Annotated in this window: 21 protein-coding genes and 1 tRNA gene; 11 read left to right on the top strand and 11 right to left on the bottom strand. The window is 66.8% G+C overall.

Annotated elements, in window-relative coordinates:
* Nucleotides 1-18: 18 nt before the first annotated feature.
* Both I2487_RS09250 and I2487_RS09245 read left to right on the top strand, forming a co-directional pair.
* Nucleotides 19-1050 (top strand): LLM class flavin-dependent oxidoreductase, encoded by a 1032-nt coding sequence (locus tag I2487_RS09250; protein ID WP_207172082.1) that lies wholly within the window; start codon nt 19-21, stop codon nt 1048-1050.
* An 88-nt stretch (nt 1051-1138) separates the two neighbouring features.
* Nucleotides 1139-1819, top strand: a complete 681-nt coding sequence (locus tag I2487_RS09245) for a type 1 glutamine amidotransferase domain-containing protein (RefSeq protein ID WP_207172084.1) — start codon at nt 1139-1141, stop codon at nt 1817-1819.
* A gap of 139 nt (nt 1820-1958) precedes the next feature.
* Here the strand turns inward: I2487_RS09245 and I2487_RS09240 are convergent, their stop codons facing one another.
* The 3 genes from I2487_RS09240 to I2487_RS09230 all read right to left on the bottom strand — a co-directional run bounded on the left by I2487_RS09240 (nt 1959) and on the right by I2487_RS09230 (nt 5013).
* Entirely contained in the window at nt 1959-2300 is a 342-nt protein-coding gene (locus I2487_RS09240; RefSeq protein ID WP_207172086.1) for a carboxymuconolactone decarboxylase family protein, read from the bottom strand.
* A 77-nt stretch (nt 2301-2377) separates the two neighbouring features.
* Nucleotides 2378-3406 carry an alcohol dehydrogenase AdhP gene (adhP, locus tag I2487_RS09235; RefSeq protein ID WP_207172102.1) on the bottom strand — a complete coding sequence of 343 codons (1029 nt, stop codon included), beginning with the start codon at nt 3404-3406 and terminating at the stop codon, nt 2378-2380.
* A gap of 665 nt (nt 3407-4071) precedes the next feature.
* Nucleotides 4072-5013, bottom strand: a complete 942-nt coding sequence (locus I2487_RS09230; protein WP_207172088.1) for an aldo/keto reductase — start codon at nt 5011-5013, stop codon at nt 4072-4074.
* A gap of 87 nt (nt 5014-5100) precedes the next feature.
* On the opposite strand from I2487_RS09230, the gene I2487_RS09225 reads away from it, so the two are divergent.
* Entirely contained in the window at nt 5101-5703 is a 603-nt protein-coding gene (locus I2487_RS09225) for a TetR family transcriptional regulator (protein ID WP_207172090.1), read from the top strand.
* A gap of 237 nt (nt 5704-5940) precedes the next feature.
* On the opposite strand, the gene I2487_RS09220 is transcribed toward I2487_RS09225, so the two are convergent.
* Nucleotides 5941-6897 carry an SDR family oxidoreductase gene (locus I2487_RS09220; RefSeq protein WP_207172092.1) on the bottom strand — a complete coding sequence of 319 codons (957 nt, stop codon included), beginning with the start codon at nt 6895-6897 and terminating at the stop codon, nt 5941-5943.
* A 179-nt stretch (nt 6898-7076) separates the two neighbouring features.
* Here I2487_RS09220 and I2487_RS09215 point away from each other — a divergent pair, with 179 nt between their 5' ends.
* Nucleotides 7077-7913 carry a helix-turn-helix transcriptional regulator gene (locus I2487_RS09215; protein ID WP_207172094.1) on the top strand — a complete coding sequence of 279 codons (837 nt, stop codon included), beginning with the start codon at nt 7077-7079 and terminating at the stop codon, nt 7911-7913.
* Between the two features lie 412 nt (nt 7914-8325).
* On the opposite strand, the gene I2487_RS09210 is transcribed toward I2487_RS09215, so the two are convergent.
* The 3 genes from I2487_RS09210 to I2487_RS09200 form a co-directional block, all read right to left on the bottom strand.
* A complete protein-coding gene (locus I2487_RS09210; protein ID WP_207172096.1) occupies nt 8326-11442 on the bottom strand; it encodes a bifunctional [glutamine synthetase] adenylyltransferase/[glutamine synthetase]-adenylyl-L-tyrosine phosphorylase in 3117 nt (1038 codons plus the stop codon).
* A 2-nt stretch (nt 11443-11444) separates the two neighbouring features.
* Nucleotides 11445-12785, bottom strand: coding sequence for a type I glutamate--ammonia ligase (gene glnA / locus I2487_RS09205; RefSeq protein WP_207172098.1), 1341 nt, complete (start codon nt 12783-12785; stop codon nt 11445-11447).
* 150 nt (nt 12786-12935) lie between these two features.
* Nucleotides 12936-13253: a hypothetical protein gene (locus I2487_RS09200; protein ID WP_207173036.1), complete on the bottom strand. Its 318-nt coding sequence runs from the start codon at nt 13251-13253 to the stop codon at nt 12936-12938.
* Nucleotides 13254-13375: 122 nt separating this feature from the next.
* Here I2487_RS09200 and panB point away from each other — a divergent pair, with 122 nt between their 5' ends.
* Nucleotides 13376-14194 carry a 3-methyl-2-oxobutanoate hydroxymethyltransferase gene (gene panB, locus I2487_RS09195; RefSeq protein WP_207172106.1) on the top strand — a complete coding sequence of 273 codons (819 nt, stop codon included), beginning with the start codon at nt 13376-13378 and terminating at the stop codon, nt 14192-14194.
* Between the two features lie 3 nt (nt 14195-14197).
* Here the strand turns inward: panB and I2487_RS09190 are convergent, their stop codons facing one another.
* Complete coding sequence (locus I2487_RS09190) at nt 14198-14410, bottom strand: SPOR domain-containing protein (protein ID WP_207172108.1); 213 nt, start codon at nt 14408-14410, stop codon at nt 14198-14200.
* Between the two features lie 92 nt (nt 14411-14502).
* Between I2487_RS09190 and I2487_RS09185 the strand changes: the two genes are divergently transcribed.
* The 6 genes from I2487_RS09185 to I2487_RS09160 all read left to right on the top strand — a co-directional run bounded on the left by I2487_RS09185 (nt 14503) and on the right by I2487_RS09160 (nt 18898).
* Nucleotides 14503-15732, top strand: coding sequence for an MFS transporter (locus I2487_RS09185; protein WP_207172110.1), 1230 nt, complete (start codon nt 14503-14505; stop codon nt 15730-15732).
* Nucleotides 15733-15742: 10 nt separating this feature from the next.
* Complete coding sequence (gene map / locus I2487_RS09180) at nt 15743-16645, top strand: type I methionyl aminopeptidase (protein WP_207172112.1); 903 nt, start codon at nt 15743-15745, stop codon at nt 16643-16645.
* 41 nt (nt 16646-16686) lie between these two features.
* Entirely contained in the window at nt 16687-17550 is an 864-nt protein-coding gene (gene ppgK, locus I2487_RS09175; RefSeq protein ID WP_207172115.1) for a polyphosphate--glucose phosphotransferase, read from the top strand.
* A 67-nt stretch (nt 17551-17617) separates the two neighbouring features.
* Nucleotides 17618-17693, top strand: a tRNA-Val gene (locus tag I2487_RS09170).
* Between the two features lie 95 nt (nt 17694-17788).
* Nucleotides 17789-18469 carry a hypothetical protein gene (locus I2487_RS09165; protein WP_207172117.1) on the top strand — a complete coding sequence of 227 codons (681 nt, stop codon included), beginning with the start codon at nt 17789-17791 and terminating at the stop codon, nt 18467-18469.
* A 42-nt stretch (nt 18470-18511) separates the two neighbouring features.
* Nucleotides 18512-18898, top strand: a complete 387-nt coding sequence (locus I2487_RS09160) for a DoxX family protein (protein WP_207172120.1) — start codon at nt 18512-18514, stop codon at nt 18896-18898.
* An 18-nt stretch (nt 18899-18916) separates the two neighbouring features.
* Here I2487_RS09160 and I2487_RS09155 read toward each other — a convergent pair whose 3' ends face one another.
* The 3 genes from I2487_RS09155 to I2487_RS09145 all read right to left on the bottom strand — a co-directional run bounded on the left by I2487_RS09155 (nt 18917) and on the right by I2487_RS09145 (nt 21259).
* A complete protein-coding gene (locus I2487_RS09155; RefSeq protein ID WP_207172122.1) occupies nt 18917-19669 on the bottom strand; it encodes a hypothetical protein in 753 nt (250 codons plus the stop codon).
* 115 nt (nt 19670-19784) lie between these two features.
* Complete coding sequence (locus I2487_RS09150; RefSeq protein ID WP_207172124.1) at nt 19785-20207, bottom strand: CBS domain-containing protein; 423 nt, start codon at nt 20205-20207, stop codon at nt 19785-19787.
* 347 nt (nt 20208-20554) lie between these two features.
* Nucleotides 20555-21259: a GAF and ANTAR domain-containing protein gene (locus I2487_RS09145; protein WP_207172126.1), complete on the bottom strand. Its 705-nt coding sequence runs from the start codon at nt 21257-21259 to the stop codon at nt 20555-20557.
* Nucleotides 21260-21799: the final 540 nt, after the last annotated feature.

The following is a 21799-nucleotide window of genomic DNA, read 5'->3' as shown; positions in this document are numbered from 1 at the left end:
CAGGCTGTTGCATCCAATATGCCCAACACCGCTTCGCGCCCGCTGTCCCTTCTTGACCTCGCGTTCGTCCGCCCGCCCGAGACCGTCGCCGACGGCATCGCTCGCAGCGTCAGGCTCGCCAAGACCGCGGACAAGCTGGGCTACACGCGCATCTGGTTCGCCGAGCACCACAACATGCCCAATATCGCCTCCAGCGCCACGGCCCTGCTGATCCAGCATGTGGCGGCAGCGACCGAGAACGTGCGGGTCGGTTCGGGGGGCATCATGCTTCCCAACCATGCCCCGCTGATGATCGCGGAGCAGTTCGGCACCCTGGCGACGCTCTACCCCGACCGGATCGATCTGGGTCTGGGCCGTGCGCCGGGCACCGACGGCCCGACCATGCGCGCGCTGCGCCGTGACGGCACCGAGGCCGACCGCTTCCAGGCCGATGTGATGGAGCTCAGCGGATACCTCACCGGTCACAGCCGGATCCCCGGGGTCAACGCGTATCCCGGCTCGGGCACCGATGTGCCGCTCTACATCCTGGGGTCCTCGCTCTTCGGCGCCCAGCTCGCCGCGCAGCTGGGCCTGCCCTATGCGTTCGCCTCACACTTCGCCCCGCAGATGCTGAACCAGGCGGCCCACATCTACCGCGAGCATTTCGACGCCACCCATTCGCTGATGGGCCCGGACGCTCAGCCGCACTTCATCGCGGCGGCCAACGTGATCGCCCACGACGACGCCGAGATCGCCCGGGAGCAGAAGACCCTGGCCGAGAACGCATGGATCAAGAACCACCTGGGCCGCAACCGTGCGATCACCGACGAGGATGTGGTGATGCTGCGCGACCATCCCGCCGGCCAGCAGGTGCTGAGCATGCTCTCCCGGGCCGCCGTCGGGACGCAGGCGGAGGTCGTCTCCTGGCTGGATGCCTTCGCCGAGGAGGTCCAGGCCGATGAGCTGATGCTGGTGAACCTGGCCCCCGAGGAGGCGGTCCAGCACCGGACCCTGGAGCTGCTCGCACCCAGCGTGAGCGTCTCCCCGCAGACCCGCTCGCAGGTCGCCTGACCCCTGAACCCAGGTCGCTGCGCGCGCCTCAGCACGCGCGGTACGACCTCGTCACCACCGTAAGACCGTCTATCTCAAGGAGTTCCCCATGAAGGTCCTGATCGTCCTCACCTCACACGATGAGCTCGGCGACACCGGTAAGAAGACCGGGTTCTGGCTCGAAGAGCTCGCCGCCCCGTACTACCGGTTCAAGGACGCCGGTTACGAGATCACCCTGGCCTCCCCGCAGGGCGGTCAGCCGCCGCTGGATCCCGCGAGCAACACGCCGGACTTCCAGACCGATGACACACGCCGCTTTGAGGACGACGCCGAGGCCACTGCCGCCCTGGCCGAGACCGTGCGCCTGGACACCGTCTTCGAGCCCGACTACGACACGGTGTTCTACCCGGGCGGCCATGGCCCGCTCTGGGACCTCGCCGAGGACCCCGCCTCGATCCGTCTGATCGAGACCACGCTGCGCGCCGGCAAGCCGGTGGCGCTGGTCTGTCACGCCCCTGGAGTGCTGCGCCACACCAAGAACGAGGATGGCACCCCGCTGGTGGCGGCCAAGCTGGTCACCGGATTCACCAACACCGAAGAGGCCGGGGTCGACCTGGTCGACGTCGTGCCGTTCCTGGTGGAGGACGAGCTCACCAAACTCGGCGGCAGGTACTCCAAGGGCGAGGACTGGAGCTCCTATGTGGTCGAGGATGGCCTGCTGATCACCGGTCAGAACCCGCAGTCCTCCGCGGAGACCGCAGAGGCGCTGATCGCCAAGCTCGCAGCCTGAATCGGACATCGGCCCGGCCGGCTGGGGCAGTCTCAGACTTCCCCAGCCGGGCTGGGCAGGCTTATTCGATGAGGCAGCCTCCTGCGAGCCTCATCAGTGAGCGGGCCCTGGAGCGGCGAGGGCTGACCAGGAACGCACCTCACCCACTGTCTGCCTCATCCTGAAAGAACTTCATCGCCATCCAACCGTGGGTCACCGCGCCACCTGCCCGAATCGCTGCGGAGACCATGACGGCTTCGGAGATCTCCTCCTCGGAAGCCCCAGCCTGGAATGCACCCCTGGAGTGGATCTCCACGCAGTGCGGGCACTGGGTAGTGGTCGCTACTGCGATCGCAATGAGTTCGCGGGTCTTCTTGGACAATACATGGTCGTTCTCGGAGAATACGGCGCCGTCGAACGCCGCGAAAGCCTCGAATCCTTTCGGATATCTTTCCTTGATATTCTGCATGTACTTCGCGTCAGATGACTCATAATGCATCATATATTTTCTCCCACGCTCGTATTTCTTTCGTATTGTTCACGGACGGCACTTTCGACCGTCCACGGGTGCGGCTTCGGTCAGCGCTGCGGGGTGGCGCTGTAGTCCACCACCACACGCCCCTCAATCTTGGCGTGCTGCATCTCGTCGAGAACCGCGTTGATGTCCTCGAGTGGACGGCGGCTGTACGTGGGATGGATCTTTCCCTGGGCGTAGAACTCCAAGGCTTCCACCATGTCCTGGCGGGTACCCACGATCGATCCGCGGATGGTCAGCCCTTTCAGCACGATGTCGAAGATCGGAGCGGGAAACTCTCCCGGGGGCAGACCGTTGAACACGATGGTTCCGCCGCGTCGTGTCATGGCGATGGCCTGGCCGAATGCCTTGGGGTGCACGGCGGTGACCAGAACGCCGTGGGTCCCGCCGGTCTTCTCCTGGATCTCGATGGCCGGATCCGCCACCATGGCGTTGACCACGATCTCGGCCCCGTGCTGCTTGGCCAGGGCCAGCTTGTCGTCAGCGACGTCCACCGCAACGACTCGCATGCCCATGGCCACCGCGTACTGAACAGCGATGTGGCCCAGACCACCGATGCCCGAGATCACCACCCACTGGCCGGGGCGGACCTCTGTCTGCTTCAACCCTTTGTAGACGGTCACGCCGGCGCAGAGCACCGGTCCGACCTCGTAGGGGTCGGAACCCTCGGGGATGAGGGGGGCGTACTTGGCGTCGACGATCATGTACTCGCCGAATGATCCGTCGACGCTGTATCCGCCGTTGCTCTGAGACTCGCACAGCGTCTCCCACCCGGTGCGGCAGTATTCGCAGGCTCCGCAGGCGCTCCACAGCCAGGCATTGCCCACCAGCTGCCCCACCGAGAGCTCGGTGACTCCCTCACCCAGCTTCTCCACGGCGCCCACACCTTCGTGGCCGGGGATGAACGGCGGACTGGGCTTGACCGGCCAGTCGCCCTCGGCGGCATGCAGGTCGGTGTGGCAGACACCCGAGGAGATCAGCTTGACCAGGGCCTGTCCCGGCCCTGGCTCGGGAATGGCGACCTCTTTGATGGCGAGGTCCTGGCCGAAGACCTCGACGACCGCTGCCCTCATCGTGGTGTGGCGGCCTGGTCGAATGTCCGAGTGTGTATGGGCGGAGGAAACGGTGGCATTGCTCATGATGGCTCCTAGATCGTGGCGGCACTTCTCTTGGGGTCCGGGTCCAGACGGAGGCTGCTTGATAGCGCCTGCCCCTGGCCATCGCTTCGGCACCAGTCGGGGTTGCGGTTGGACCACGCCGACTCCCCAGAGCGGGCTATTCTTCACGCGGCCTCTGAGAGTGACTCTAGTCACACTTGAGTTGCACCCACGTTGCATCTCTCACGAACGCCCGCATCGGCCCGACTGCAGGGGAGATCATCCTGCTGGCGCAGATGGAGTTCCTGGACCTCGAACGAAGAATACGATTCGTCATCTGCGAGGCGCAGCACTTCCCCTCGATCAGCGCATCCCCCTTTGAGCATCCACCGAGCCCACCAGCCCATCGTCTCGCCGAGATACGGAACGGATCCGGCCCTGGGGTTCACCCGGCAGCGGGAATGAGTCGGGTGCACCAGTCGCAGCTCCATCTGACCTCCGTCTGATCACCCCATCCCGAAGCCGGAGTGACCAGAGTCGCGCCGCCGCTGGCGTTGCCCCGTGAACATCCGTTGCCCGCCGGCCTCGAGTCCGGCCGGCTCACCACAAACTTCGATGCTGAGCCGGCTGGTCTCGAGATGTCAGAACGCCAGGCGTCCGCCGATTCCGCCGTCGGGGACGATGGCCTGAATGCGGGCGAGATCTTCGGTGGTCAGAGTCAGGTCTGCGGCGGCAGTGTTCTCGGCCACGCGGGTGGTGCTTCGGGAACCGGGGATGGGGACGATGGAGCCCCGCTGCGCCAGCAGCCATGCCAGTGAAAGTTGCGAGATGGTGGCGTCCTTGCTTTCCGCCATCGCCGTGAGCTCGGCGACGACAGCCTGGTTCGCCTCGAAGTTGCCCGGAGCCCACCACGGGGTCTGCTGGCGGGCGTCATCCTCGGCGTACTCTGAGCGCGGCTTCGCCACGCCGGTGAGGAATCCGCGAGCTAGCGGGGAGTAGGCCACGAGACCGATCCCGAGCTCTTCCAGGACCGGCAGGACCTCTTCAGATTCGCGGGCGAAGAGCGAGTACTCGGTCTGAAGCACGCTGATGGGGTGCACCGCGTGGGCCCGGCGAATATTCTCCGGGGTGGTATTCGAGAGGCCGAGGTAGGAGACCTTGCCGGAGTCGACGTATTCCTTCATAACGCCGATCACGTCCTCGATCGGAACGTCGGTGTCGTCAATGTGCTGGTAGAGCACATCGATGTGGTCGGTGCCGAGGTTGCGCAGGCTGGCATCGACAACGCCTCGGATGTGGCCGGGCCGGGAATCGGTGCCGAACGACGAGGTGAAGCCGAACTTGGTCGCAATCGTGACCTCGTCGCGAACCGGCGCGAGGGCTTCGCCCAGGAGCTTCTCGCCCTCGCCCCAGCCGTAGAGCTCGGCGGTATCGAAGTGGCTGACGCCAAGCTCGTGCGCCCGACGGATTGCGGTGATCGATTCGGTGTCGTCGCTCGGGCCGTAGGCCATCTTGGTTCCCATAGAGCCGTAGCCGATCGCCGATGCGGTGAAGCCCTGCTGGCCGAGGGTGCGAATCTGCATGGTGGATCCTCTCGTAGATTGGTGGTGTCAGCATACGCCTAAAATGTCTTAGTCAGACACTTTTGGCTCACCGCATACAATTATGGGGTGACTGACCCATCCCTGACTCCTGAGCGGTCGCTGCGACAGCTGAAGCGCGACGTCGTGCGCGCTCGCATCGCAGACGCCGCGATCGACTTGTTCGCCGAGCATGGGTTCGAGCGGGTCACCGTCGACCAGATCGCAGCAACTGTGGGAATCTCCTCTCGCAGCTTCAACCGGTACTTCCCGACCAAAGAGGACGCGGTCATGGGCGACGCGCCGCTCTGGGGCGAATTCATCCGGGAAGCCTTCGTGAAGCGGCCGACCGATGAGCCCGTATGGAATTCGCTGCATGCCGCGTACGATCTGATGATTGCGGCATTTGAATCAGACCAGGCCCGACAGAAGCTGACGATGCGCGTCCTGATCACTGCTCCCACGCTGCGGGCTCGTCACCTCGAGAAGCACCTTGCCTGGGCGCGAATGCTCGCCCCTCTCGCCGCCGAGCGACTGACCGGCGAGGACACTGAGGTTCGAGCGGAGGCGATCGTTCAAGCCAGCCTCGCGTGCTTCGACGTCGCCCTCGTCGCCTGGGCCCAGCCGGACGAGACCCGCTCACCCCGCGCCCTGCTGCGAGTCACCTTCGACGCCGCCATCTTCACGCTCTGACGTCGAGGCCTGGACGTCAGGTCACTGATGAACCGCGCCGACGCTGCGAGGGCGGAGTCGCTCCCGCAGCGCCAGCGCCACATCGTGCTGTCCAGTGGACCAAAGCGGCCTCCCCTCGATCTGGGGGTCTCTCACCCCCTGCCGGACACTCCATGAACTCGCACTGGTGATGCCCTCCTCTCTCCAGATCTGGTGGTGCGGTGCTCCGTCACCGCAGACGTCCGCGGTGACCCAGGATCACCGAACTTGACTCCTCGACTCAGAGAGAAATGACACGCCCGCGAGTTCCTCCGACTTCGACCAGATGCGCCTGGCCTGATTCAGGTCCTCCAAGGGGGTGTAGAGCCGCTGCAGACCCGGGGCACCTTCGAGATGCTGGAATCCTGACGGCCCCCAGAACTGCCCGCCCTGAGCCCCCTTCGAGGTGGCCGCTGCCAACGCAGGCAGTCCGGCGCTTTCCACGGTGCCGGTCAGTCCGAGCCGGGAGAGGACCCGGATGAGCCGCCGACCGGGAGTGGGCTGCGCCCGCCCAAGCTCGGGCCGCGCCGCGAGCAAGGACGTCGGGGCGATCCCCGGGTGCGAGATGTTGCTGCTGAGACCCCAGCCATGCGCTCGACTGCGCCGATCCAGCTCCAGCCCGAACAGTCCGAACGCGATCTTCGATTGCTGGTACGCCTCCATTCCCCGATACGCACGCTCCCAATGGAGATCATCCCAGTTGATGGACCCGCGGGAGGCCGCGACGCTCAGCTGGGAGGTCACCCGGGCGCCCCCGGCACGCAGAAGCGGGAAGAGATGCGCGGTCAGCGCGAAGTGTCCGAGGTGATTGGTGCCGAACTGCAGCTCGAACCCATCCGAGGTCGCCCTCCGGTCAGGCGGAGTCATGACGCCGGCGTTGTTGATCAAGATATGGATCGGCTTCCCAGCGTCCTGCATGGTGCTCCCAAATTCTGCGATCGAGTCGAGAGACGAGAGATCCATCTCGCCGAGCTCGACCCGGGCTCCGGGGCTTCGCTGCAGGATCGACGAGACAGCGGCCTCGCCCTTTCTGCGATTGCGGACCGGCAGGATGAGATCTGCCCCCGCGTCGGCAAGACGCGCGGCTATCTCAAGACCCATTCCGTCGCTGCCTCCGGTAAGAACCGCTCTGCGGCCCGAGAGATCCGGGACTGAAATGTTGAATCTCTGTTTCATGATTCGCTCCTCCTGTGGGGTGGTGCCACTTACTGTGCCGAGAATTCAGCAGACGAGGCAGTGTCGGCTCATCCCGGGACTGGCAGTCCCTGGTTCGCCGGCGAGGGGGACCATCAGTCCCTGGTGGCGGAACCCGCGTGCCGGTAAGACTTGAGGGACACCAGATGAAGGAGACACCGATGACCACGGATCGCGCCGGCTTGGCGCAGTTTCTCCGAAGGCGCCGCGAGCTGCTGCAGCCCGAGGACGTCGGACTCCCCCGCGGGGAACGACGACGCACCGGCGGGCTGCGGCGAGAGGAGGTGGCAGTGCTCTGCCACATGTCCACCGACTACTACACCCGGCTGGAGCAGCAGCGCGGCACGCAGCCGTCCGAGCAGATGCTGGCCTCCATCGCCCAGGGGCTTCACCTTTCCCTCGATGAACGGGATCACCTGTTCGTACTCAATGGGCGCAACGCACCGAGTCGGGGGCCTGAGAGCGCGCACATCAGTCCCGGTCTGCTGCGGATCCTCGACCGCCTCCACGACACGCCGGCCGAGATCGTCACCGAGCTCGGACAGACTCTGAAACAGACGCCGCTCGGTGTCGCCCTGAGCGGGAACCTGACCTCATTCACCGGTCCCGAGCGCAGCATCGGCTATCGCTGGTTCGCCCGTCCGGGCGCGCGGGACTTCTACCGTCCGGAGGATCATCCGTTTCTCACGAGGATGTGGGTGTCTCACCTGCGTCAGGTCACGACCTTGCGCGGCCCCGGGTCAGAAGCCGCACACCTGGTCGAGCTGCTCAAGGACGATGCGGAGTTCCAGGAGGCATGGAACAACCACGAAGTCGGAATCCGACCCGGCGAGGTGAAGCACTTCATCCACCCCCAGGTGGGAGCACTGGAACTGAACTGCCAGACGCTCGTGGATCGCCACCAGCTCCATCTGCTGCTGGTCTACACAGCATCGCCAGGCTCCGAGAGCTACGAAAAGCTGCAGCTGCTCTCCGTCATCGGTTCGGTGCGTCCATAACTCTCGCCGGCGCAGCACGGGAAGGTGACGCGTGGACAAGCATTCCGACGACGCTGCCCGCCAGCACACCAATCCGATCCACGCCCGGATGGCCGCGCTCGTCGACGAACCCTTTTCGACGACACAGCAGCCCTGACGACAGAACGGCACCCATGCGCCACACGACAGGCGCATCCGCGCTCTTCAGCAGCACAACCATGATGTCCATCGCCGCCCTTGAATTCTCCGTAAGCCCTGGCCAGGACGGTGGATCAGCGGCCAGACCCTCTACGCCAACGGCGGCCTGGTCTGAGCAACCTCACAGAGACGTCCAAGCCACTAAACGCGGGTCTCCACCACGAGATCATGATCCGCCGCAGTGCCCAGAGGCGCTGGGGGGCCTGAGTCCCTGAGACGCCGTCCACCTCGATTCCTAGACCTCGTCGTAGAACAATCGCTCGTAGACCTGCCGGCAGCGCCGCGTGGTGCGCAGGTAGTGGTCCTCGAAGTCGGCGCTGCCTCCGGGCGGGAACCCGCACCAACGGGCCACTGCGTCGAGATCTCGGCGCGCCGAGGGCAGCACATCGGCGGTCTTGCCGCTCCACACGGTGGTCGCGGAGCGGACCCGGGTGCACAGCTTCCAGGCCTCGGTGAGCTGTTCGGCGTCGATCGGGCTGATCAGCTGCTCGTCGACCATCGCGTCGAGCGCGATGAGCGTGGAGCTGGTGCGCAGCCGCGCCATCGCGTGGGCGTGCTGGAGCTGGAGGAGCTGGACCAGCCATTCCACGTCGCTGAGACCCCCGCGGCCCAGCTTCACGTGCCGGGACGGGTCCGCTCCGCGCGGCAGCCGCTCGGACTCCACCCGGGCCTTGATCCGACGGATCTCCCGGATCTGTGAGGCGCTCGGCGGCGCGCCGTAGCGGACCGAATCGGCGAGCTCCATGAACCCGTCGAGCAGCTCATCGTTTCCGCCGATCGGCCGAGCGCGCAGCAGCGCCTGACGCTCCCAGACATCCATCCAGCGACGGTAGTACTCGCGGTAGGACTCCAGGGAGCGCGAGAGCGGACCCTGCTTGCCCTCGGGCCGCAGATCGGCGTCGAGCTTGAGCGGAAACTCCCCGCGGATGGCGGGCTTGAGAGGCTTGGAGAGCTGGGTGCTGACCCGCATGGCCAGCTTCTGCGCCTGCGCGTCGGCGAGCTCCGGATCACCGCCCTCGGCGAGGTTGTGGACGAACATGGCATCCATATCGGAGCCGTAGCCGATCTCCCGTCCGCCCTGCCGGCCCATGGCGATCACCGCCAGGTCGGCGTGGCGGCCCTCGGTCTGCCAGACCTCGGACTCGGCCACGCGCATCGCCCCGAGCGTCGCGGCGCGGTCCACGTCCGAGAGTGCGGTCCCGACCTCGGAGATCTCCAGCAGCCCCACGGCGTCGCCGATCGCGACCCGCAGCGTCTCACGCTGGCGCACCAGGCGGGTCAGCCGCATGGCGGTCTCAAGGTCACCCTTGTGCCGGGTGATCTTGTTGCTGATCTCCTTCCAGAGCGCCTCATAGCTGAGCGGGGCCAGCGCCGCGTTGTCCCCGAGCCACTTGGTGGACTCCGGGGAGTGTTCCAGCATGTCGGAGATGAATCGCGACCCTGAGAGCACCAGACAGAGGCGCTCCGCGGCCACGGAGGAGTCGCGCAGCATAGTCAGGTACCAGGGGCTCTGGCCCAGTGACTCGCTGAGCCGGCGGAAGGCGAGCAGCCCACCGTCGGGGTCCACGCCTTCGCCGAACCAGCCCAGCATCATCGGCAGGATCCGGCGCTGCAGCTTCGCGCGCCGGGACAGTCCGGAGGTCAGTGCGGAGATGTGCCGCATCGCCCCGGCCGGGTCGTGATAGCCCAGCGCGGCGAGCCGGTCCTGGGCGGCCTTGGCGGTGAGCCGGACCTCCTCGTCGGAGAGCACCGCGGTGGTGGAGAGCAGCGGGCGGTAGAAGATCCGTTCGTGGAAGCTGGCGACCTCCTTGGCGATCTCGCGCCACTGGGTCAGCACCTCCTCCCCGGCAGGACGACGACGCCGGTTCGGCGGGTGCACCGCCTGGGCCAGTGCGCGGATCTCATCGGGCTTCACCGGCATCAGGTGGGTCCGGCGCATGTTGCTCATCTGGATCCGGTGCTCATAGAGGCGCAACATCCGGTAGCACCGTGACATCGCGTCCCGGTCGGCACGGGCCACGTACTCCCCGGCCTCGAGCAGCTCGATCGCGGTCAGCGAATCGCGCACCCGCAGCGTCTCATCGACCCGTCCGTGGACCAGTTGCAGCAGCTGGACGGTGAACTCGATGTCGCGCAGGCCGCCGCGGCCGAGCTTGATCTCCCGGTCCACCTCATCGGCGGGGATGTTGTCGAAGACTCGGCGGCGCATCCGCTGGACGTTCTCCACGAAGTTCTCCTGCGCCGAGGAGGTCCACACCTGGGGCCAGATGGCCTCGATATAGTCATTCCCGAGGCTGCGGCTGCCGGCGATGGGCCGGGCCTTGAGCAGCGCCTGGAACTCCCAGCCGTGGGCCCAGCGCTTGTAGTACTCCAGGTGAGATTCCAGGGTGCGGGAGAGATCGCCCTCGCGGCCCTCGGGGCGCAGGTTCGCGTCGATCTCCCAGAGACCGGGCTCGGGGCCTGGGCCGTTGATGACCTTGGAGATCCCGGAGGCCATGGCCACCGCGGTGTTGCGTGCGGCGGCGGTGTCGATCTCTGCGGAGGCGCGGTGCACGAAGATCACGTCCACATCCGAGATGTAGTTCAACTCGCGGGCGCCGCATTTGCCCATCCCGATCACCGCCAGCTCCACGACCGCCGCTGTGCGCCCGTTGCGGTCGGTGAGCTCGGCCCGGCTGACCGCCAGCGCCGCGTCGATCGCCGCCCCGGCCAGGTCCGAGAGTTGCCGCGAGACCAGCGGCTGATAGGCCGCAGGGTCGGCGGCGCTGAGATCGCGCAGCGCCAGGGAGGTCAGCTCCCGCCGGTAGGCTCGGCGCAGCGCGACCCCGGCCGACTTGGCTGTGAACTCGGAGTCCAGCGCCGCGGTGGGCGGCTCCGCGTCGGCGTCGGCGTGGACGGACTCCATCAGCCGGGCGCGCAGCACCTCGGGTTCGGTGACCCCCGGGACGGCGCTGGCCGCGGCGTCGTCGGGGGCATGATTGTGTTGGTGCTCGTCCCGGTCCGCCTCCAGGCTGTCGGCGATCTCGAAGAGCAGGTCGCGGTTCTCCGGGCGGCGGACCAGGAACTCGCCCAGCGCCTGGGAGGCGCCGAGCAGCCGGATCAACGGGACCGCGCGCAGGTAGACCCCGTCGGTGACCACCTTGAAGAGGTCACAGACCTCCCCGGCACGTTCCACCAGCCGGATCAGCAGCAGCAGCGCCTGATCCGGGTTCGGTGCATAGTGCAGGGTCTTCAGCAGCACCTGCGGGTCCAGTCCGGCGAGATGCTCGTCCTCGAAGAACCCGGTGGCGCGCTCCAGCTCTTGGAAGCCGGCAGCGATGAGCTCCCGGCGGGTTAGCGCAGAGTCAGCCACGATCAGATCAGGCCGAGGTACCGTCTGATCTCGAAGGGCGAGACGTTGACCCGGTACTCGTCCCACTCCTGCTGCTTATTGCGCAGGAAGTTCTCCAGCACCTGCTCGCCGAGGATCTCGGCCATCAGCTCAGAGTCTTCCATCTGGCGCAGCGCCTCATGCAGGGTGCCCGGCAGCGGCTTGATGCCCAGCGCCTTGCGCTCGGAGGTGGTCAGGGACCACACGTCCTCGCCCACGGGCTCCATCAGCTCGTAGCCCTCCCGGATGCCCTTGAGCCCGGCGCCCAGCACGGCGGCGTAGCCCAGGTAGGGGTTCGCGCCGGAGTCGATCCCGCGGAACTCCACGCGTGCGGAGCCGCCCTTGGTCGGCTTGTACAGCGGCACCCGGACCAGCGCCGAGCGATTGTTGTGGCCCCAGGAGACGTGGGACGGGGCCTCTCCCCCACCCCAGAGTCGCTTATAGGAGTTCACGAACTGGTTGGTCACCGCGGTGAACTCCGGGGCGTGGCGCAGGATCCCGGCGATGAACTGCCGGGCGGTGGTGGAGAGGTTGTACTCGGTGTTCGGTGCGAAGAAGGCGTTGGTGTCGCCCTCGAAGAGCCCGAAGTGGGTGTGCATCCCGGAGCCGGGGTGCTCGGTGAACGGCTTGGGCATGAAGCTGGCGTACTTGCCCTGCATGATCGCGACCTCTTTGATCACGGTGCGGAAGGTCATGATGTTGTCCGCGGTGGTCAGCGCATCGGCGTAGCGCAGGTCGATCTCGTTCTGACCCGGGCCTGCCTCGTGGTGGCTGAACTCCACCGAGATGCCCACGGCCTCGAGCATGTTCACCGTGTGCCGGCGGAAGTCCTGGCTGACGCTGCCGGTGACGTGATCGAAGTAGCCGGCCCGGTCCACCGGGACCGGCTCACCGTCGGCGTTGAGGTCCTGGGACTCGAGCACGTAGAACTCGACCTCGGGGTGGGTGTAGCAGGTGAAGCCCATCTCCCCGGCGACGTCGAGCTGGCGGCGCAGCACGTTGCGCGGGTCCCCGGCGGCTGGTTCCTGATCCGGGGTCAGGATGTCGCAGAACATCCGCGAGGTCGGCTCTTCCTCACCGCGCCAGGGCAGGATCTGGAAGGAGGAGGGATCCGGGCGCAGCAGCATGTCGGATTCGAAGACCCGGGAGAGTCCCTCGATCGAGGAGCCGTCGAAGCCGAGCCCCTCGTTGAAGACCCCTTCGACCTCGGCCGGGGCCAGCGCCACAGACTTCAGCGAGCCCACCACGTCGGTGAACCAGAGTCGCACGAAGCGGACGTCACGCTCCTCGATGGTGCGCAGTACGAATTCCTGCTGTCGATCCATACGTTGAAGCCTCCTGAAATGCAGTGGGTGTCGCCGAGACCACTCTACCCAACTACTCCTGGGCAGACGGCGTGCAGTTCCTTCTGAGATGGACGTTGCCTCTCCTGCACGTCACCGCTTCACAAGCAGTCCACCCGAGACTGAAGCGACTCAGCGTGTCAGACCGGCGTGCGGAGACTGCCCTTCGGCCTGGCGATTGTGCGCCGCCACCGCCAGCATCCACGCTGTGGCGGCAAGAGCTGGAGCCAATGCCGAAAAGGCCCCCAGCGCCTCCTGCAGGAGGAGGGCGCTGGCCAGGCTCAACCCGACGCCTATTACCTGGAGGAGGGTCGCCGACGCCGGCCTGCGCAGCGTGGGACGAACCTGTGGGATAGGACGGTCTGGCTCAGCGGTTCGCGTGACCTTCACCGACCACACCAACGCCGCGACGGCGGCAAAGAACAGCAGAGCACCGAAGACAACATCCATGTATCCACCCAACCGGAGAACAGCGACGCGGGTCAATGGCAACGACTCTGCTCTGCGCCGCTGCGCCCCGCCTGCCGGGGCCCGCTGACTGGGGGCCACTCGGGATTGGGTAGCCTGATCACATGTCAGAACCGATCAGCCCGAAACGGGTCCGCACCGTGCACCTTCAGCAGTTCAAGGATGCCGGCCAGAAATTCTCCATGTTGACCGCCTATGACGCGCAGATCGCCTCGATCTTCGACGAGGCCGGGATCGAGCTGCTCCTGGTGGGCGACTCCGCCTCCAGCGTCATGATGGGGCATTCCTCCACGCTGCCGATCACCGTGGACGAGATGCTGGTCTTCACCACGTCGGTGGTCAACGGCGCCCACCGCGCGCTGGTCGTCGCCGATCTGCCCTTCGGCAGCTACGAGGCCTCCCCGGCGCAGGCGGTGGCCACCGGAGTCCGTTTCATGAAGGAGGCCGGGGCTCAGGCGGTGAAGATCGAGGGCGACGCCGCGATGACAGAGCATGTCCGCGCGATGGTCGCCGCCGGGATTCCGGTCATCGCCCATATCGGCTTCACCCCGCAGGCCGAGCACGCCCTGGGCGGCTACCGCGTCCAGGGCCGCGGAGACACCGCGCAGGCACTGATCGATGACGCCCTGGCCCTGGAAGGGGCAGGGGCGTTCTGTGTGCTCATGGAGATGGTGCCCGCCGAGCTGGCCACCCAGGTGGACCGGGCGCTGCGCGTGCCCACCATCGGGATCGGGGCCGGCAGCGGCACCACCGGTCAGGTGCTGGTCTGGCAGGACATGCTGGGCCTGGGCTCCGGGCGGGTGCCGCGCTTCGTGAAGCAGTACGCGAACCTGCGCGAGGTCGTCGGCCAGGCGGCTGCGGCATACCGCGAGGACGTCAGCGCCGGCACCTTCCCGGCGCCGGAGCACAGCTTCGAGGGCTGAGGCTCAGCTTGTGGGCTTGCGGTCGTGTCCGCCGTCGTCGTCCCAATGCTCGCTGGACGCTTCGTCCTCCCAGGCCTCGTTGTTCTCCTCCACCCGTTTGAGCGCCTCGGAGGCGGCCTCGCGGGTGGGATACGGGCCTAGCAGCTGACTCCAGGAGGACTGTGCGCCCTCCTCGACTTCGCCGGTGCGGAGGTTGTACCAGTATTCGGTGCTCATGGGCCCAGAATACGCCTCCGCCCGGACCGGTGGGTCGAGGGCCTCGGCGATCGTCGGTTTCGCCGCCCCCGAGGCATGTCAGACTTCTGCTCATGCACGCGAACCCCTCACCTCTGACCGCGTCGGTCTCCGGCCGACGACGGCGCGGCGTCGCCTCTCTGCGGGGCAGTCGGGTCGCGACCATGGCCGCCTTCGCCACCAACGGCGCCCTGCCGGCTTCGCTGCTGGCCCGTTATGCCGAGGTCAAGGACGCTCTGGGGCTCAGCCCGGCGATCTTCGGACTGGTGGTGGTGGGCTTCGGACTCGGCGGCGCGCTGGCCCTGCACATGCCCGGCGTGCTCAACCGCTGGCTCGGGGTCGCGCGCACCGCGAGCTTCGGCACGCTCTGGATGGGCGGCGGGCTGACCCTCGCCGCGGGCGGGGTGGCGCTGGGGAATCCGTGGGTGGTGGTGGCGGGTCTGCTGGTCACCGGTTTCGGGGATGCCGCCGTAGACGTGGCGCAGAACAGCCAGGGCCTGCGCGTCCAAGCCGCGTACAGACGGTCGCTGCTGAACTCGATGCATGCCGGGTGGAGCATCGGCGCGGCGCTCGGCGGCGCCGTCGGCATCCTGGCCGCTCTCCTCGGCGTGCCGCTGGTGCTCCATATGGCGGTCTGGTCGCTGGTCTGTGTGCTGGCGATGACCCTCGCGGCCAGGGCATTCATGCCTGAACCCGAAGCGGAGCCGCAGGACGCGCAGACCCCGGTGAGGCCCTCAGGGTGGTCCACGATGAAGATCCTGCTGCCGCTGGCGCTGATCGCGCTGGCCGGAATCTCGGTGGAGGATGTGGGCAACAACTGGTCCGCCGTGCTGCTCTCCACCGAGCGCGGCATGGACCCGGCCTCGGCCGGCGTCGGACTCACCGTGCTGCTCACCGCCCAGTTCATCGGCAGGATGCTCGGGGACCGGATGATCGACCGGGTCGGGGAACGGGGCTCGCTGATCCTGAGCCTCTCAGCGGTGATCATCGGGTTGCTCGGTGCCGCCTGGGCCCCTGGAGTCCCGCTGAGCCTGGTGGGGCTCGTACTGGCAGGGCTGGGCTGCGCCGTGACCGTGCCGCTGGCCTTCGCGCGGGCGGACCGGGTGCCGGGGCTGCCGGCGCACAGCGGGGTGACCTGGATCAGCTGGGCGATGCGCGCGGTGATGCTGAGCCTCTCCCCGGCCATCGGGGTGATGACCCAGGGTGCTTCACTGCCGGTGGCGATCAGCGTCATCGTGGGCATCGCGGTGCTTGCGCTGGCACTGCAGCTGCGCCCCCGGCGCCGTGAACCCGCGGACCGATAGGATGAATCCCATGGCTACCCCGCAGTCCACCCCCCTGTCTTCCCGTGCCCCGGTGGGCACGCTCACCAAGGGCACGGTGTCCCCGCCGCGTCCGGTCCCGGCGCATATCGAACGGCCCGACTACGTGGGTCTCGAGGCACCGCCGGAGTACACCGGCGAGGACGTCTACGACGCCGCCACCGTGGAGCGGATCCGCCGGGCCGCCCAGCTCGCCGCCGATGCCATGGTCGCCACCGCCAAGCTGATCCGCCCCGGAATCACCACCGAGGAGCTGGACGCCTACGCGCACCAGTATCTGACCGGGCGCGGGGCCTACCCGTCCTGCCTGTCCTACCGCGGGTTCCCCAAGGCGATCTGCACCTCGGTCAACGAGGTGATCTGCCACGGCATCCCGGACTCCACGGTGCTCGCCGAGGGCGACATCGTGAACCTCGACATCACCGCATACCTCGACGGCGTGCACGGGGACCACAACCGCACCTTCTTCGTCGGCGAGGTCGACGAGGAGACCCGGCTGCTGGTGGAGCGCACCGAGGAAGCCATGATGCGCGCCATCCGAGCGGTGAAGCCGGGCCGCCCGATCAACGTGATCGGCCGCGCCATCGAGTCCTACGCGAAACGCTTCGGCTATGGTGTCGTACGCGAGTTCATCGGCCACGGCGTGGGCAAGGCGTTCCACACCGGCCTGGTGATCCCGCACTTCGATGCAGCACCGGACCACGCGCGCCCGATGGAGCCGGGAATGGTGTTCACCATCGAGCCGATGCTCACCCTGGGCACGCGCCACTGGGACATGTGGGAGGACGGCTGGACCGCCGTGACCCGCGACCGGAAGCGCACCGCGCAGTTCGAGCACACTCTGGTCGTCACCGATGACGGCGCCGAGATCCTCACGCTGCCCTCAGGCGCCTGAGTCCGGTCCCCTCCCCCACAGCACGGAGATACTGCATCACTATGAGCTCTTCCCACGAGCAGCCGCTGGCTGCCCAGGCCCTCGGCTCCGCCAGCGAGACCCTCAGCGACCTTCCCAAACGGGCCATCGGCATCGATGTGGGCGGCACCGGCATCAAGGGCGGCCTGGTGAACCTGCACAAGGGCACCCTGACCGGGGACCGCTACCGCATCCCCACTCCAAAGCCGGCGACCCCGGAAGCGGTGGCCGAGGTGATCGGTCAGATCCTCGACGAGCTGCTCAGCCGGGAGAAGGCACCGGCGCTGGAGGAGCTCTCGGTGGGCGTGCTGTTCCCGGCGATCGTGGACAAGAACATCGTGCTCTCCGCGGCGAACATCGATGAGTCCTGGATCAACACCGATGCCGCGAAGCTGCTGCGCCACCTGCCGGGTCAGATCCACACGCTCAACGACGCCGACGGCGCCGGCCTCGCCGAGGCGCGCTACGGCGCGGGCAAGGGGCTTGAGGGCACGGTCATGACGATCACCCTGGGCACCGGCATCGGCTCCGCCCTGGTGCACGACGGCGTGCTGGTCCCCAACAGCGAGATGGGCCACCTGGAGTTCGAGGGTGAGGTGGCGGAGAAGAAGGCCTCCGCGGCGGCTCGTGAACGGGCCGATATGCCCTGGGATGAATACGGGAAGCTGCTGAACCGGTTCCTCAAGCATGTCGAGCGGCTGCAGTCCCCGGAGCTGTTCATCATCGGCGGTGGGATCTCCAAGCGCAGCGAGGACTTCCTCCCGGAGATCAAGGACCTGCGGGCGAAGGTTGAGGTCGCGGCGCTGCAGAACAACGCCGGGATCGTCGGGGCGGCGCTGTACGCGGCCGAGCAGACGAAGCTCAACGCCTCCCGCGGCCGGTCCTGAGCCACAGCTGGGGGTTGTTACACTTCTTGCTGCACCGGATGGCGCCGATTCGGCGGTATCTGGGCACGGGCCTTTAGCTCAGCTGGTAGAGCACCGCGTTTACACCGCGGGTGTCGTCGGTTCGATCCCGGCAGGGCCCACCATTTTTTCGAAGTTCCCGCATCCCCTGGCTCCACGCCCAGAAAAGCGCTGCGGTGCAAGGCGTCAGAGCAGGCGCATAGGCCCTGGAGCGGGCGTCATGCGGACCGTATCCTACAGATATGGAGTCCCCGTCCTGGTGCCCGACCACGCGGTCCGCGCAGCCATGACCGGGCACCACCTGGACCTGTGGTGGATCCCGGTAGGGGCCGGCGGGCACGTCGTGGTCCACACGAGCAGATGGTGGGAGTCGTTGCGCGCGCTCAGGGCGCGCAGACGCCCCCGCCCGTTGTTCCATGCCGCGCTGGAGGTGACCAACGGCCCCGCTGAGTATGTGGTGGAGATGACCCGCGCATGGGGCCAGCCGCTCGGGCCTCGCGGCGTGGTGGCCCAGGGACCTGTGGGCTTCACCTGGTCCGGGGCCTCGCCGTTCCTTCGCTACGAGATCCGATGTTGGAGAGACGGAATCATCCCAGATCGTGAATGGGCCGTCGGTCCCCCGCATCGATTCCCGCTCGCCGCGGAGGATGTTGGTGCTCTCATCGGCCGAATCCCCGAGGCCCCGCAGCTGACCTGGGGGCGCGACGTGTTCGGAATCGGAGACATGTGGAACTCCAACTCACTGATCTCCTGGCTGCTGCAGTCCGCTGGGATCGACGCTGCCGCGCTGGCTCCGCCTGAGCGAGGGGACGCACCCGGGTGGCGCAGCGGAATCGTCGCGGCCCGCTCACCGGAACGCTCCGGCAGCACCGGAGAGCAGGGCACCGCCGGTCGTCCCTGAGCGGATTCCCCGTCGAGGGTGCGGCGGGGATAACCTGTCTCCATGGCTTCCCTCGCGCGCACCACCGGTCGGATCTTTCTCGGATCGGCCCTCACCTTCGCCGGGATCTCACACCTGGCCTGGGCCCGCGAGGAGTTCCGCGCCCAGGTGCCCGAATCGATCCCGCTGGACCCTGACACCACGGTCCTGGCGTCCGGCGTCGCCGAGATCGGGCTGGGCACCGCGCTGCTGTTCTCCCGTGCGCACCGCCCGTTGGTCGGGAAGGCCGCAGGGGTGTTCTTCGCCGCCGTCTTCCCCGGCAACATCGCGCAGTATGTGCACCAGCGTGACGGGTTCGGCCTGGACACCGACCGCAAGCGGCTCGTGCGGCTGTTCTTCCAGCCAGCACTCATCGGGCTGGCCGTGTGGTCCACCCGTCGGACCCCCTAGCAGCGCTGATGCGTTCGGCTACTGCCGTGGAGCGCGCAGCAGCGGATCCACAAGCTGCGCCACCGTGATCCCTCGGGTCGCCGCCTCCTGCCGCAGGGCGGCCACCAGGGCCGGGTCAAGCGCTTCCCCCTCGGTGGGCACGGCCCCGGCCTCGTCTCGGGCTCCTCGCTGATCCTGCGACCGGTGCGGGGCGCCTCGCGCCCGAAGACTCGATAGCAGCGGAGCTACCACCCCGCAGAGAACCGCCAGAATCAGCACGATGCCATAGGCGCGGGGGAAGAGTTCACCCTCCCACCCCTCATCCCAGATCAGCACCATCGTGAGGGCAACGCTGACACCGATCAGCCCCAGGCAGGAGAAGAGCAGGCCGCGGATCAGCTTGTCACGAGCGGTGGCGGATGCCAGGACCAGGCTCGCGAAGCTGAACGCCACGGTGAAGGTGATCCCCGAGAGCAGCACCTGGAATGTGCTCCATTCGTGGTCCGCCTCGGACCAGATCATGAAGACGCTCCAGGCCAAGGTGAGCAGGCAGACTGCCACACCTGCCACGCCCACCATCCGACTGGGCCGACCGAAGACCGCGCCGCAGCACAGCATCGCCAGGCTGAAGGCGCCCACCGTCGAGGTTGTCGCCAGCACCCGCGCGCCGGTCTCGCCGAAGCTCACGCCGATCAGGACGAAGATCCCGGCAGCCGCCGCGAGACAGAACGAGCCGATCATCGTCCACAGGAAGACTCGCCGAATCCGTGGTCCCAGACTCTTCTTCTTCATAGCGCTCGGGGCCTCCTCATAGCAGGACACCGTGCCCTGCTATGACAATAGCGCCGTGTCCACCACCTCCGAGAGGCTCGACACAGACTTCTGGAGGCTGAGTCCTGTTGGCTGCTCAATGACGGGGGCGCATCAAGATCGGCGACCGCTGCTCCGCGCACCAGGCGAACACTGCAGCCGGATACACGATGCCCACCGGATCGTCCCCCTCGAGGACGAGCAGGGGCCTGACGTCATCGGCCCGATAACGTTCGAGCACGCCTTCGATATCGTGCTCCGGCCTGAGGAAGTCGAGATCCTCGGTCAGGAGGCAGGCACAGCGCTTCTTCCTCCAGTCAAAGGGGTGGCGCGCCGCGACCTCGGCCAGATTCGCCTCGGTGATCAATCCCACCGGCCGGTGGGAAAGATCGCTCACCAGCGCTGCGGTCTCTCCTCCGCTGACATCCCCGCCACAGACCAGCGCCGCGGCATCGTGCAGGGACTGGGTCACAAACAGGTTCGAGGTGATCACAGACATGAGCTGGTTGACGGTGGTCATCGGGGCACCCCCTGCTGGACGCGGGCAGTCCGGTGGCGAGGCACTGCGTACCGCGTGACCCCGGTGCTGACGACTCCGGAACAGGCAGAAGTGCCGACGACGAGAAGTGAATTGCGCCCCACGGGATACCCCTTGAATTCAGAATCAAGAGCCCGTTGCTTGAGCTGAGACCGATGCTAACCGAGTCTCCCGCCCCATGGAAGCTCCTGCAGACTCTTCGAATCCTCGGCCAGTCACCACGCGAGCGTGCTGGCTCCCGCAACTTCGGGGCGGATCGATGCACTGCCATCGCCCCGGGTCCGGGTCGCACAGCACCGATGCTCGATGAACACACCTGGTGACAAGTCCTAGCCACCGGTGGACGCCACGAGCTCTTCGGCCAACGCGCGCAGTTTGATGTTGCGGTGATTGGAGGCTGCCTTGAGAACCCTCACCGCCTCATCCTGGCTGCACCGGTTCTGAGCCATGATGATGCCCACCGCCGTGTCGATCGTTGATCGTGTCTTCATGGCGCGCCGGCGGTCTTCGACATCCTCGGCATAGGCGGCGATTCGCACCGCAATGGCCACCACGGTGGAAACGGCTTCGGCGAAGCGCCTCGCGGCATCGATCTCTTCTTCGGTGAAGGCCCCCACTTCGCGGGTGTAGAGGTTCAGTGCCGCCGTGGAGGATCCCTTCATGATGACCGGCACCGCCACGATGCTGCGCAGACCTCGGTCGCGCACCTCGGCCATGTACTCCGGCCACCGATTCTCATACCGGACATCGGCGACCCGTATGAGATTTCCCGTCATCTGAGCCTCCAGGCATGGCCCTTCATCAAACCCGGCCTGCAGTTCATCCATCTGTTGAGCTTCCAACGAGCTGGTGGCCAGCACCATGTTTCGCTTGGCACGGTTCAACAGAATTCCGCACAAGACTTCCCGGTCGGTGGACAGATGCTGAGCGGCCAACTCCGCGATGCTTCTCAGCATGCCTGCTATGTCGCGATTCTGAGTCAGCACATCGGCCAGTGCGGTGGCCAGGTCCTGGGGGTCTTTGGTGGTCTCCATCAGCAAGACTCCTTCACATCGGTCCCGTTCGACAGACGACGGGTTCTCCCCGACGCTACGTCAGAGGCTTACGTTCCCGACAGCACCCGCACGCGACTGCAGCCAGAGCTCGTCATGTCCTTAAAAAATTGAAGACTTTGTAGTCTTTACCCTGGCTCAACCATGAACTACCGTCATGTTCAGCTCAAGCAACGGGCTCTTGATTCTGAATTCAAGGGGCACCCCGTGGAGCGCAATTCACTTCTTCCTGATGGCACTTCCGCCTGTTCCCGGCCTGTCCGCAACCAGGTCGGTGGGTGCGTGAAGTGTGAGAATTCCGGGACCTGCACCGCGGCTCGACCCCGCGCCACGACCTCCACGCGCGCCGTCGGGGAAGCTCCTGCTCTGCACCGAACTGCAGACGCCACCCCTGGTGCCCTCGCTGTCCCCTTACTCCAGTGGGCAGATCCGCATCGTCGCCATTGCCTGGCCCTCGGTGCCGTCCCTGCGCGACTCCTCACCCTGCCCGGTTCACTCCGACACCGATGCAGATGACTCCAA

Source organism: Nesterenkonia sp. E16_10, from assembly GCF_017347085.1.
Taxonomy (GTDB): domain Bacteria; phylum Actinomycetota; class Actinomycetes; order Actinomycetales; family Micrococcaceae; genus Nesterenkonia.
Note: the sequence above shows the minus strand (reverse complement) of the source record. Positions and strands in the feature narration are given on the sequence as shown.